Raw genomic sequence first — 12,952 nt, forward strand, 5'->3', positions numbered from 1 at the left:
TGCGGGGGAAGCGGAGGCGTCAATGCGGGGGCCACGCGAACGGCGGCGGCGACGCCTGGTGGCGCCGCTTCGGCGCCAACACCGGCGGCCGGCTCACAGCCGGCGGCGGCCGTGGTCAACAAGACGCTCGTCGTCGAATTCGACGGGCTCACCTGGCACGCGCTGACACAAGGTATCGCCAACGGCACGCTGCCGAATCTGGCCAAACTCTCGGTCGCGCCGGCGTACAGCGGTGGGGTTGTGAACACGTTGAGCCAGCAGGCAAATCTCGATACGCCTGGTTGGGCCAGCCTGCTTACCGGCGCGTGGGCGAATCGCCATCAGGTCAATTCGGATGCGCCGAACCAGGCGCTGCATGCCGACACGCTGTTCAAAACCCTGCGCGCGACGAACGGCGGCAAGGCCGGCGTCGCGGCCGGTTCGAGCGGCCTCGTTGCGCTGCTCGCACCGGACCGCAATGCGGGCTACGTCGACAGCGTGGTGAATTGCGCGAGCGTCGACAGCTGTGTCACGCAGAATGCGCTCGGCCTGATCGACAACGGCTATACGCTGGTCGTCGCGCAGTATCACTCCGCGCAGGACGCCGCACTCAACTCCGGGTTTTCAACCGACTACACGAACACGATTACCCAGCTCGATGCCGCGCTCGGGACGTTGCGTGCGGAAACGGCCAAACGCAGCGGCGAAAACTGGCTGATCATCGTGACGGCGAGCCACGGGCTGAATGCGGCCGGCGGCGCGGATGGCCTGCCGCTTCTCAACGAGGCAACCAGTTTTGTCGCGCTGAACCAGACCGCTAACGGGCTGCTCGGCGACAGCAGCACTCCGGCGACGCTCACGGCACTCTACCAGCGAGCGAATATCGCTGACCTCGCGCCGACCGTGCTCGAATATCAGGGTGCGTTGCCCGCACCCGCGAACTACGCGATGGATGGGGGAGCACTCGTCGGCACGACACCGGTGTCGCAACTACTCGGCGTGACGGGCGCAGATCACACGAGCGTGGTCCTGACGTGGAGCGCACCCGCGAGCGGCGCAATCAACGTACTGCGCAACGGCACCACGATCGCCAGTCTGCCCGCCGGCACTGCAACCTACACCGACGGCCAGCTCGGACTGACGACGAGCGGTGCCTACCAGTTCAACTACGCGGTCGTCGTGGGCGGTGCCAACGGTGCACCGGTTTCGACAATCGCCCAGGCGAACTATGTCGCACCGCCCCCGCCTCCGCCGCCCCCGCCTGCGCTCGCCACTACGCTGACGAACAGCCTGTCGTCCTACTACCCGTTCGGCACGCTGCCGCCCACCGACCGCCTGAACACGAGCACGATGGGCCCGTGGGCAAGCGACGCCGACGGCGGCTCGCTGACTACCGGTGCCGATCCGTTCGGCGGCAAGGGGCTGCAGGTCGACACGAGCATCGTCGATACGAACGGCTTCGACGGCTACAAGCTCACGCAGACCAACGATGTCACGACGCATGCGCAATTCACGCTCGGGCTCTGGTTCATGACGTCCTGTACGAACGCGACCGGTAACGGCACGCCGATCCTCTCGAACAAGAACTACTACACCGGTGGAAACCCAGGCATCGCAATCGGGCTGTTCCCCGGCTCGGGCGGCAGTTGCAACGTGCGCTTCAACATCGGCGACGGTTCGGTGCGCAACGACATTAACAGCCTGAACGTAACCGCAAACCGCTGGACCTATCTCGCGCTCAGCATCGATACCGCCGCGAAAACGATGAACGCCTACGTCTTCGATCCGGTACTCGGCGAGCAGAAGAGCGTTGGCGTCGCGATCACGATCGACGTGACGAAGCTGCCCGGCCTCGGCGTGTTCGGTCTGAACGAGGACGGCACGGGCCGCTACTTCATGAACTCGTGCAAGGACACACCGCCCTATCACGCGGGGCAATGCGGCGCATCGCCACCCGATGTGCAGTCGTTCGCCGATCTCGCGCTGTGGACCCGTGTGCTCACCGAAACGGAACTGCAGTCGGTCTTCGGCTCGGGCAAACCTCTTTCCACACTCATCCATTGATGGAGATCGCCATGCGCCCGTTTTCTCTTTCCAAACTCGCTGGCGCGGCGCTCGCGTTGGCGCTGTGCGCAACGCTCGCCGCGTGCGGCAACGGCGGTTCCGTCGGTGCGACGCCCACGCGCGGCAGCGATGCCGCAGCCGGCGCGGGCGGCAGCAGCGAGCCGCAGCCGATCGTCACGCCGCCGACCTCTGCTTCCGCAGCGGCTGCGGCCTCCGCGCCATGCGCAGCTTCTAGCGCCGCCGCGAGCCAGCCGGTCAGCAACACGCAGTTGCGCTGCGCACCGTGATCCGTCCCATTCGAGCGAACCGACTCCCGACATGACTTCATTGACCCGTCGTAATTTCCTGCGCGCGGCCGCGGCCAGCGCTGCGGTTTCGGTATTCCCGCCCGCGATTCGCCGTGCGCTCGCGATTCCCGCTAACAACGCAACCGGCACGATCAACGACGTACAGCACGTCGTGATCCTGATGCAGGAAAACCGCTCCTTCGATCATTACTTCGGCACGCTACCGGGTGTGCGCGGTTACGGCGATCGACTGACGATTCCGCAACCGGGCGGCGTCCCCGTGTGGAACCAGAGCGACGGTACGCGAACGGTCTTGCCGTTCTATCTCGACAGCACGAAGGGCAATGCGCTGCTCGCGGGCGGCGCGCATTCGTGGAGCGACGCGCACGCCGCATGGAACAACGGTCGCATGACAAACTGGCCGCAGTACAAGGGCGATGTATCGATGGGGTATCTGCAGCAGAGCGACCTCTCGTTCCAGTTCGCGCTCGCCAATGCATTCACGATCTGCGATGCCTATCATTGCTCGCTGCACGGCGGCACCAACTCAAACCGGATCTTCCTGTGGACCGGCACGAATGGACCGACCGGCGCGGGCCTGTCGGTCGTCAATAACGATGGTTGGGACAGCCTCGGCGCGTCGAGCACGGGGCTCACGTGGACCACCTACCCCGAGCGGCTGCAGGCTGCCGGCGTGTCGTGGAAGGTCTACGAAAACATGCCCGACAACTACACCGACAATCCGCTTGCCGGTTTCAAGACGTTCCGCAAGGTCAACGAAACGGTACCCGGTTCGCCCGACGCACCGTATACGCCGCAACTCGATGCGACGGCGCCGCTCTACAAGGGCATCGGTAACACGATGCCCGATGGTGGATTCCTGCAGGCATTCAAGGACGACATCGCCGCGGGCCAGTTGCCGCAGGTGAGCTGGATCGTCACGCCGCAGGCGTACTGCGAGCACCCCGGTGTGTCGACGCCGGGACAAGGCGCGTGGTACATCCAGCAGTTGCTCGATGCGCTCACGGCCAACCCGGATGTCTGGAGCAAGGCCGTGCTCTTCGTCAACTTCGACGAGAACGACTGCTTCTTCGATCACGTGCCGCCGCCGGCCGCACCGACGCGCAACGCCGACGGCACGTATGCGGGCAAATCGACCGTCGACACGCGCTACGAATACTTCGATTTCCCCACGCCGCCCGGCAACGACGGCAGCGAGAAACCCGATGGCCTTGCGTACGGTCCCGGCCCACGCGTGCCGATGTACGTGGTGTCTCCCTGGAGTCGCGGCGGCTGGGTCAACTCGCAGGTCTCCGATCACACGTCGGTACTGCGCTTTCTCGAACAGCGTTTCGGCGTGACCGAATCCAATATCAGCCCATGGCGGCGCGCGGTGTGCGGCGATCTGACGTCGGCGTTCAACTTCGGCAATCCGAATGGCAGCGCGGTTCCGTCGATCGCCGCGCCGACCAAAAGCCAGGCCGACCAGCAGGCGATCCAGCAAAGCACCCAGGGCGCGGTGCCGGTGCCTTCGGTGGGCGCGCAGCAGGTACCGAAGCAAACGCCGTTTGCCCGGCCGTCGCGAGCGCTACCGTACGAGTTGCATGTCAGCGCGAACGCGGATGTCGCGGGCGGCAACCTGTGGTTGATTTTCAGCAATACCGGCAACGCGGGTGCGGTGTATCACGTGTACGACCGGTTGCATCTCGATCGCACACCGCGCCGTTACACCGTTGAGGCGGGCAAGGAAGTCTCCGATTCGTGGGCCGTCGTGAGCGATAACGGTGGCGCGTACGACCTGTGGGTACTCGGCCCGAACGGTTTTCATCGGGCGTTTCAGGGTAACGTCGCGACGCTGGCGGGTGGTGCGAATCCGGAAATTCGCGTGTGCTACGACGTCAATAACGACGCGGTGTATGTGACGTTGATGAATACCGGCACTGCAAATGCGAGCTTCACCGTGACCGCGAATGCGTATCGCACCGACGGACCGTGGACCTATGCCGTGCCGCCGCAGATGCAGGTCGAGCCGTCGTGGAATCTGGGCAGTGTCGGCGGGTGGTACGACTTTACGGTGGCGGCAGCCGGCGGCTTTGTGCGTCGTTTTGCCGGACGCGTCGAAACCGGTCACGACAGTACGAGCGATCCGGCTGCCTAAACGGACGAATCTTGTCGAAAGGCCGCGCTACTGTGCGTGCGCGAGGCTAGCCTGGCTTCGCGTACGCTGCCGGAATTCGCGCGGCGACATGCCGAAGCACGCGCAAAAGCGCCGGCTGAAATGCGCGGGATCGTTGAAGCCGTTGCGGTACGCGATGCGTTCGATCGACTGCGCGTGCCAGAACGGATTCTCGAGATCGGCGCGGGCGCACGCAAGACGTTGTTGCAGCACATAGCGGCCATACTGCGTGCCCATCGATTCGAACAGCTTGTGCACGTAACGGGTCGACACGCCGAGCGCTTGCGCACATGACTCGACGTTTAGCTCCGGGTCGCGCAGCGTGGCATCGATGTAGGCGCTCAGTTGCGACCAGCGCAACGGGTTACGTGCGGCGGCGGTGTGCCTTGTGTCCGTTGTGTGCCTTGTGTCCGCTCTGCGCGTCGATGCTTCGAGATACGCTGCCGCGAGCAACGCGATCAGCGACTCTTCGGCCGCAGGGATCGCGTCGGCGCTCATTCGCGCGAATCCCGGCAGCGCCGATTCGATGAAGCAATGAATCGTCCTGACGATACCGGAGGCCGCATCCGCGCGGCCGGGCAGGAAAGCGGAATGACCCGGCAACGCATCGCGCAGCAGACGCGCGACCGGCAGGCGCAGCATCACGAGGCTCGCGGGTTCGTCGACTCTCGCAACAGACGGCATGCGCGCGCGGCGAAACGTGATGTCGCCCTTGCCGAATGGCAGCGTGCGCCCTTGCTGCGAAACAACGCCCTTACCGTCGAGTGCGATCAGCACGATCGCGTCGTCGCCGCTCAGGTCGCGCAGATGGGTGCTGTCGTGTCGGACTTCCTGGTGGCCAAGCTGCGCTGTGGCGAGCACGCCGCCGCCCGTCAAACGACACGCGCGCAGCGGTCCGGCCGTCGCGTCATGTGCGGCCACAAGCTCGCCGGGCATGACGAGATCGTCCAGCGAGTGCTTTAACTGGTCAATGCCGCAAGCCGGCATGTCTCGCAGCGCGGGTGCATAGGGCAAATTCAAACGAACGCTTTCGTGCATGGCGGCTCCCGGATGCAGTGTCGCGTTGCGATGTAGCCGCCACCGTGCGCTGCTGGAACGATGCTCGTGGGCCGCCTGCGGCGCAATAGCCGCGGGCGGTTGCAATCGCCCATTATGTCGCAGAAAATTTTCCGCCTACGACGCGCTGCCGCCGTGCGCCCTAAAACAGCACTTCCGGCTCGCGCCTGATCACGCGCCGCGCGAACAGCGCAAAGCTCGCCTTGACGATGCTCGGTTGCAGCAGGAAATCGTGCGCTTCCTTTGCGCGCGCGTCGTCGATGCGGCGAATCTCGCCGGCCGAACGCGCGAGCAACTGAGCACGCGCCGCCCGTTCGATCAGCACCGCCATGTAAGCCGATTCCTCCAGCGAAGCCGTCGCCGCGAGAAAACCGTGATTCGCGAGCAGGATGGTGCGTTTCGTGCCAAGCGCTGCCGAGATGATCTCGCCTTCGCTGTCGGCGATCGGCAAACCCGGCCATTCGCGCAGGAACGCACAGTCGTCGAAGAACGGCGTGGCATCCATGTGCGCGACTTCGAGCGGTGTGCCGGTCATCGACAGCGCGTTGATGTACGGCGGATGCGTATGCACGATGCAGTTCACGTCTGGTCTGCGCCGGTAGATCCACAGATGAAAGCGGATCGCCGGATTCGCCATGCCGCGGCCCTCGATCACGCGCATCGTGTCGTCGATCCGGATCACGTTGTTGCGTGTTACCTCGTCGAAGCCGATCGCTAGCGCGGTCGTCAGAAACGTGCCGTCGGACTGGCGCACCGTCACCTGTCCCGCGAGCGTTTCGGAGTGCCCTTCGTGGGCCAGCATGCGGCACACGAGGGCGAGCTTCTGTCGGCTGTCCCACGTGCCTACTTCGAGTTTCTCGTCCATTTGTGCGGTCACGCTTCGATTCAGATCGTCGCGCTCGTCGTTACTCATCGCTGTTTCTCCACTGGAAAATCACACCTGACTACCCGGCACCGCATGCGGCTCCGCACCGGTCGACTGTGCCGCTGTCCGCTTCGGCGTCCACGCGACAAAACACGCCGCGAACAACGCACTGCCTGTGATGTACCACGCTACGCCGTAGGGATCGCCGCCGCGTTGGGCGAGCAGCGAAGAACAGATCACCGGGTTGATGCCACCGCCGATCACCGCCCCGATCGCGCCGATCGATACGCCGGAGAAACGCACGCGCGCGTCGAACATATCGGCGAAGAAGCCGCCTTGTGGGCCGTACATCAACGGATGCACGACACCGAGTGCGACGACGATCGCGAGCGTGATGAGTAGCGGGTCGCGCGTATTCAGCAGGCTGAAGTACGGCCACACGTACAGCGCGCAGACGAGCAGGCCGAACAGATACAGCGGCTTGCGTCCGATACGGTCCGACAGCGCGGCAAACAGCGGCACCGTGAACACGCCGACCGCAGCACCGGACATCACCGCGCCAAGAATCACCGACCTCGGCAGTTTGAGCTGCACAGTCACATAGGCGACAGTAAAAAGCAGCACGAACACCGACCAGGTAATCTCGCCGAACCGCGCCATAAAGACGATCAGTACCTGACGCGGCTGATCGCGTAGCAGGTCGCGCAACGGAAAGCGCGCCACGCTACGGGTCGCCTGCAACTGTTTGAATTCGGGCGTTTCCGGCAATTTCGCCCGCCCGACGAGGCCAATCACGACGAGCACCGCGCTGAACAGGAACGGCACGCGCCATCCCCAGGACAGAAACGCCGGCTCGGGCAACAACGACGTGAGCAGCAATGCACCCGTGGACAGCAGCGCACCCCCATAGCTGCCCGAGTTGCTCCAGCTGCCATACAGTCCGCGCCGATGCGCCGGGGCGCTTTCGACGCCGAGCACGATCGCGCCGCTTTGCTCGCCGCCGATCGCGAAGCCCTGCAACACGCGCAGCGTAGTCAGAAGAACGGGTGCCCAGAGGCCGATCATTGCGTAGGTGGGCAGGCAACCGACAGCGGTCGACGCAACGCCCATCACCAGCAGCGTCGCAAGCAGCAACTTCTTGCGGCCGATGCGATCGCCAAAGTGACCGCAGATCAGCGCACCTGCGCCACGGGCAAAGTAGCCCGCCGCGTAGGTACCGAGCGATGCGATGGTGCCCGCGAGCGGGTCCAGATTCGGGAAGAAGATCTTGCTGAAAACGAGCGCCGATGCGGTGCCGTACAGCAGGAAATCGTACTGTTCGATCGCGGTGCCAAGAAACGCCGAGACGAACACATAGGGCCATCGGGAGCGGGATGGAACGGACACGGCTGACATGGCGGCCTCGATGTGGGGAATGCGGCCAGTATCAATTTTGTCCAGACCGTGCACTTGCCCCTGTGCGAACCGATGTCTTGTTCCTGAGCGAAGTCGCCGGCTTCCCCGCGTGAACCGGCGGATGTTGCGGCTACAGTCCCGTCGAAGGCGCTTGCCCGTACCAGAAGCCGCACTGGTGCGCGGTGTACGCATCGTAGGTATTCGTCACCGGGTAACCGAAATCGAGCGTCTGGCGCGTTTGCGCGGTGTAGAGCGGCCAGTTCGCCACCGTGCTCCCTGTGTTCGGATTGCCCGAATGCGCGAATGCCGCGAGCGCCGCTGTCATCGCATCCGAGAGTGTCGCCTGGTTGGCGGTGGGCGTCGGAATCAGTTGCCACCAGTAGTCGAGATCCGACGAATGGAACGCACCATAGTCGAGGTTGACCGGCGGCAGCGACGAGATCAACGAGTTCACGCTGTACGGCGCAGGATCGGAAAAGCGGTACATGTACACGGCGGGCGAGTACTTCGCGAGATTGTCGCCGTCCTGCAGTTCGTCGCAGACGAACAGACGGTCGCCGGCGATCGTCGCGAGCGCCGCACTGGGTGACGCGTACTGACCGACTGGATACAGCGCGGCAGTGTCCGTTCCGGAGACGCCGAGAAAGCCCTGGATCGCTGCTGCGTAGCCGGTCGCAGTAACAGGATGACCTTGTGCGTCGAACGCGGCCGAAACGAAGAACGTACCCTCGTTCTGGGTAAAGCCCGACATCACCGGCACACGGTTGTACTGACCGTTCGCGAACGCAACACTCGTCGACGCGGGCAACACCTTGCCGTCGATCGTCGCATACCACGCAGAGGGATTGCCCTGTAACAGCGCGGCCGCCGGCAGACTGCGCAGACAGGCAGCGCTCGTCGTGTCGGTGCAGCCCCAGGTCTTCGCATAGTTGACGCCATCCGCTTCGGCCTGTTGCAGCGACTCCTGCTGACGGCTGAAGCCACCGCTTTGCGGAATGGCTCGCGCGAACAATCCCGCCGATCCCGGCGACGCGAGATGCACATAGACTGAATGACCGCCCGCCGAATCGCCGAAAATCGTCACGCTTGCCGGATCGCCGCCGAACGCCGCGATGTTTTTCTGCACCCAGCTCATCGCAGCGGCCTGGTCCATGATGCCGTAGTCGCCGGTGGCGCCGTTCGGGTCTTCTGCCGCGAGCGCGGGATGCGCGAGGAAGCCGAGTGCGTTCAATCGATAGTTGACCGTTACGACGATCGCATTGGCTTTTTGCGCGAGCGCGGCACCATCGGTTGCGTTGCCCGAACCGAGAATGAAACCGCCACCGTGTATCCAGAACAACACCGGAAGCGCCGGGCTCGTGCCCGTGCTCGCTGTGCCGGGTACGTACACGTTCAGATACAGGCAATCCTCGCTGCCCGATGGAGCGGTTGCCGTTCCCTGTATGCACTGTGAGGCGAGATGCGACGCGTCGTAGACACTCGCCGTGTAGACAGCCGGCGGTGCGGGCGCTTTCCAGCGCAGAGCGCCGGTTGGCGGCGCGGCGTAGGGCAAGCCGAGAAACTCGCGCACGTTGTTTGCGACGATGCCTTTTGCGCGTCCTTGCTGCGTCTGTACCACGGTCGGGTCTGCGGGCGCTGTCACGTCGTCGTTACACGCGGTTAGCATCAGAAGGCACGTTGCTGCGATCGCTGTTCCGGCGCGGGTTTGCCTGGACCTTTCCATGGTTGCGTTGTCTCCGATGTTGATATCTGGCAGATGGCGCTGCATCGTCGCGGCCAGTATCGTCGGTCGCCTGCCGTTATTCCATTCAGCAAATCGCGTTTATTGATTTGCTGTGGATATCAATGTGGGACACCGCTGGGAAGAGCGTATGGAAAGGTAAAAGCGCGCAAAGGCCGGATCGCGCACGCTTGCGCGATCGGTAAAACAGAAGTCGCCGCAATCCTGCTAGCTGACCGGCAGCTTCCGCACATAAGTCTGCTCATGCTCCACCGACGACCCGTCGTCACGCATCAACGGCACCTTGCGCAGCGCGCGGCCGCTCGCACGATCGACCAGCACCGAATGTTTTTCCCCACGCCGGTACAGGTTCGCTTCGCCCCACTGACGCAACATCACGATGACGGGAAAGAGCGCCTCGCCGCGCTCAGTCAGCAGATACTCCTGATACGCGGAACCATCGGAAGCGGGTACCAGCGCCAGCACGCGCTGCTCGACGAGCTTGCGCAAACGGTCGGTCAGTATGTTGCGCGCGATGCCGAGGCTCGCTTCGAATTCGCCGAAGCGGCGAATGCCGTCGAACGCATCCCTCACGATCAACATCGACCACTGATCGCCGACGATATCCAGCGCCCTTGCCACGGGGCACGTCGAGTCTGCCAGGCTTTTTCGCTTCGCCATTCCATCCACCATTTCAAACGTGAGTACAACACCCTATATGCCGGTTGCGTACGATGCGCAGCGCCGCGGCTATTGGTTGCATATTAAAACAAGCGACGCCGCAACCCAATGAGTTTCAGAATACAACCCTCATAGGGAAACCGGAATTAGAGTCGTACGCCGCCGGGAACCTCTTAGGTACTTTCGCGCACGATCACCTGGAAATCGATCGCGCGCCGCTGCGTCTGCGCAGGCGCGCCGTGTTTGCGCGCATCGGCGGCGGCCAGCAGCATCTCGCCCGCAATCCGGCCGATCGCCAGCGGATCGACCGATACCGTCGAGATACGCGGGAAGCAATGTCGCGACACCTCGAAATCCCCAAATCCTGCCACGGCCATGCGCGAAGGCACCGCGATGCCGCGCCGATGGCACTCCATCAGCACGCCGAACGCCGACATGTCGCTCACGCACATCACCGCATCGGTGTCGGGCCATGCAGCGAGCAACTGTGTGAATGCCTCACCGCCGTGGCTCATCGTGATCGGCGACTCGCCGTATTCGATCACGCGCGGCGCGCCGAGGCCGAGTGTTTGCAAGCCCTCGCGATACCCCTTCTGCCGGTCGAGCCCGCGACGGTCGAGCCGGGTCGCACCGCCGACAAAACCGATCCGCCGATACCCGCGCTCATGCAGATGACGCATCATCGCGAACGCCGCTTCCACATTCGAAAAACCGACCGCCTGATGGATCGGCGTGCGCGGCAGATCCCATGTTTCGACGACCGGCACTTTGGCGCGATCGAGCATCGTGCGCGTGCCGCTCGTGTGGTACGAACCGGTGAGCATCACGCCTTCGGGGCGATGCGCAAGCATCACGCGCAGCAGCCGCTCTTCCTGATCGGGGCTGTAGTCGGTATCGCCGAGCAGGAGTTGCAGGCCATGCGTATTGACTGCGGCGTTCAGGCCGTGAATGGTGTCGGAGAAATTGGAGCTCGACATCGACGGCACCAGCGCGACGATGAACGGCGAGCGTCCCGATGAGAGCGAACCCGCCGATGCATCGGGTACGTAGCCCATCTGTTCGATGACAGCGAGCACGCGGGCGCGCGTCGTTGCGGCGACATCGCGGCCGGCGAGCACGCGCGATACGGTCATCTTCGATACGCCGGCTTGCTTCGCGACGTCAGCCATGGTCGGCATGAGATCAGACATAGGTCCGTCAGGATATCGTTGCAGAACGATCGATATCATACAGGCGGAGCGTCGCGCCGCAGCACGCTACGTGGCGCTACGTAGTGCTCGCTCCCTTGCCTACCGCATCGCCAAGCAACGTCAGATCGCGCTCGCGCGTTTCGGTCGAGAGGAACGTACCGGCCAGCGTCAGTGCGCACAGCACGGCCATGTAGAGCCCCATGACCCAGAACGCACCGCCCGCGAGGCCAATCAGGTACACGCCGAGCAACGGCGCAATGCCGCCCGACAACACCGCGCCCAGTTCGCGCGAGAGCGCCACACCGGAGTACCGATAGCGGTTGCCGAACAATTCGGTGAAATGCGCGCACTGCGCGCCGAGCATGCTGTTCGCACCGAATGCAAGACCGCCGATCATCGCCACGCTCACCCATATCGGATCGCCGGTACTGATCATCCACCACGACGGCAGCGACCACAGCAGCAGAAAGATCGCGCCGCCGCGATACACCGTCAGACGCCCGACGCGATCCGACAGTGCGCCAAACAGCGGTGTCGTGATGATGCTCAGCAGGCTTGCCGCCAGCGCACCAGTCGTGCCGACCGCGGCGAGCTGCGCATGCGGAACACCGGTCCGGGCCGCGACGAAGCTACCGAGAAACGCGATCACGACGGTGGTGTAGATAGTCGAGCCGCCCTGCTCCGCGAAACGCATCAACGTCGCGGCCAGCACCGGACGACGCGCGGTGGCAAGCACCGCTTTCATCGGCGCATGAATCACTTCGCGCGATGCTTCGAGTTGCGCAAACACCGGGCTTTCGCGCAACCGCAGACGAATCCAGATTGCAACGCCGATCAGCACGACGCTCGCGAGAAACGGAATGCGCCAGCCCCACGACTGCATCGCCGGTTCGCTCAACAGACGCTGCATGACGCTGAACGTGAACGTGGCGAGCCCGAGCCCCGCGAAGATGCCGACGAAGGGCAATGCGGCAAAGAAACCGCGGTGCCTGACCGGCGCGACCTCGGCCATTAGCGTCGACGCGCCGGCCTGTTCCGCGCCCGCGCCAAAGCCCTGTACGAGCCGCAACAGCACGAGCAGCACCGCACCCAACGAACCGGCAGGCAGGCACCCGATCAACGTCGTCGATGCGCCCATCAACGCGATCGTGACGAGCAGGACGAACTTGCGCCCCTTGCGATCGCCGATCGAGCCGAAGAACAGCCCGCCGAACGGCCGCGCGAGGAAACCCGCACCATAGGTCGCGAAACTCGCCATCAAACCGGCAGTCGTGCCGAGCGACGGAAAGAACAGATGCCCGAACACGAGCGCCGAGGCGAGTCCGTAGATCGCAAAGTCGTAGTACTCGAGTGCGCTGCCTACTGCGCCAGTGAGCGTCGCGCGCTGTAACTGGCGCGCAGAAACGGGTGGCGACGCGGCGACCCCGTTCTCCTGCGCGGCGGGCTCCGAACCGGTCGATAAAGCAGAGGGCTCAGCATTCACTTGCGTCTCCATTCAGGCAGTGTCCATGCCTGTCGACGACCGCGCGTTATATATCG

General features: G+C 64.0%; 10 protein-coding genes. 3 read left to right on the plus strand and 7 right to left on the minus strand.

The window, feature by feature from the left end:
- Positions 1-111: 111 nt before the first annotated feature.
- From FNZ07_RS02835 to FNZ07_RS02845, 3 genes are read left to right on the plus strand one after another with little or no spacing between them, the layout of a single operon-like run.
- Positions 112-2,043, plus strand: coding sequence for a LamG-like jellyroll fold domain-containing protein (locus FNZ07_RS02835; RefSeq protein ID WP_245811361.1), 1,932 nt, complete (start codon positions 112-114; stop codon positions 2,041-2,043).
- A gap of 11 nt (positions 2,044-2,054) precedes the next feature.
- The gene (locus FNZ07_RS02840; RefSeq protein WP_091008186.1) at positions 2,055-2,330 is read left to right on the plus strand and encodes a hypothetical protein; all 276 of its coding nucleotides are present in this window, start codon (positions 2,055-2,057) and stop codon (positions 2,328-2,330) included.
- A gap of 31 nt (positions 2,331-2,361) precedes the next feature.
- Positions 2,362-4,488 (plus strand): phosphocholine-specific phospholipase C, encoded by a 2,127-nt coding sequence (locus FNZ07_RS02845; RefSeq protein WP_091008189.1) that lies wholly within the window; start codon positions 2,362-2,364, stop codon positions 4,486-4,488.
- A gap of 27 nt (positions 4,489-4,515) precedes the next feature.
- On the opposite strand, the gene FNZ07_RS02850 is transcribed toward FNZ07_RS02845, so the two are convergent.
- The 7 genes from FNZ07_RS02850 to FNZ07_RS02880 form a co-directional block, all read right to left on the minus strand.
- Entirely contained in the window at positions 4,516-5,544 is a 1,029-nt protein-coding gene (locus FNZ07_RS02850) for an AraC family transcriptional regulator (protein WP_091008193.1), read from the minus strand.
- Between the two features lie 160 nt (positions 5,545-5,704).
- On the minus strand, positions 5,705-6,475 hold the full coding sequence (locus tag FNZ07_RS02855) for an aldolase (RefSeq protein WP_091008198.1): 771 nt from the start codon (positions 6,473-6,475) through the stop codon (positions 5,705-5,707).
- A 21-nt stretch (positions 6,476-6,496) separates the two neighbouring features.
- Entirely contained in the window at positions 6,497-7,822 is a 1,326-nt protein-coding gene (locus tag FNZ07_RS02860; RefSeq protein ID WP_245811363.1) for an MFS transporter, read from the minus strand.
- A 130-nt stretch (positions 7,823-7,952) separates the two neighbouring features.
- On the minus strand, positions 7,953-9,464 hold the full coding sequence (locus tag FNZ07_RS02865) for a carboxylesterase/lipase family protein (RefSeq protein WP_170275656.1): 1,512 nt from the start codon (positions 9,462-9,464) through the stop codon (positions 7,953-7,955).
- Positions 9,465-9,770: 306 nt separating this feature from the next.
- A complete protein-coding gene (locus tag FNZ07_RS02870) occupies positions 9,771-10,223 on the minus strand; it encodes a winged helix-turn-helix transcriptional regulator (protein WP_091008203.1) in 453 nt (150 codons plus the stop codon).
- 173 nt (positions 10,224-10,396) lie between these two features.
- Positions 10,397-11,392: a LacI family DNA-binding transcriptional regulator gene (locus FNZ07_RS02875; protein WP_091008934.1), complete on the minus strand. Its 996-nt coding sequence runs from the start codon at positions 11,390-11,392 to the stop codon at positions 10,397-10,399.
- 97 nt (positions 11,393-11,489) lie between these two features.
- The gene (locus FNZ07_RS02880) at positions 11,490-12,896 is read right to left on the minus strand and encodes an MFS transporter (protein ID WP_249040656.1); all 1,407 of its coding nucleotides are present in this window, start codon (positions 12,894-12,896) and stop codon (positions 11,490-11,492) included.
- Positions 12,897-12,952 lie beyond the last annotated feature (56 nt).

Origin of the sequence: Paraburkholderia megapolitana, from assembly GCF_007556815.1 — a bacterium.
GTDB classification, from domain to species: Bacteria; Pseudomonadota; Gammaproteobacteria; order Burkholderiales; family Burkholderiaceae; genus Paraburkholderia; species Paraburkholderia megapolitana.

Bases quoted from the DNA above. Each gene is read 5' to 3' on its own strand.
- FNZ07_RS02840 (WP_091008186.1), top strand. From the start codon at position 2,055: ATGCGCCCGTTTTCTCTTTCCAAACTCGCTGGCGCGGCGCTCGCGTTG.
- FNZ07_RS02845 (WP_091008189.1), top strand. From the start codon at position 2,362: ATGACTTCATTGACCCGTCGTAATTTCCTGCGCGCGGCCGCGGCCAGC.
- FNZ07_RS02850 (WP_091008193.1), bottom strand. From the start codon at position 5,544: ATGCACGAAAGCGTTCGTTTGAATTTGCCCTATGCACCCGCGCTGCGA.
- FNZ07_RS02855 (WP_091008198.1), bottom strand. From the start codon at position 6,475: ATGAGTAACGACGAGCGCGACGATCTGAATCGAAGCGTGACCGCACAA.
- FNZ07_RS02860 (WP_245811363.1), bottom strand. From the start codon at position 7,822: ATGTCAGCCGTGTCCGTTCCATCCCGCTCCCGATGGCCCTATGTGTTC.
- FNZ07_RS02870 (WP_091008203.1), bottom strand. From the start codon at position 10,223: ATGGCGAAGCGAAAAAGCCTGGCAGACTCGACGTGCCCCGTGGCAAGG.
- FNZ07_RS02875 (WP_091008934.1), bottom strand. From the start codon at position 11,392: ATGGCTGACGTCGCGAAGCAAGCCGGCGTATCGAAGATGACCGTATCG.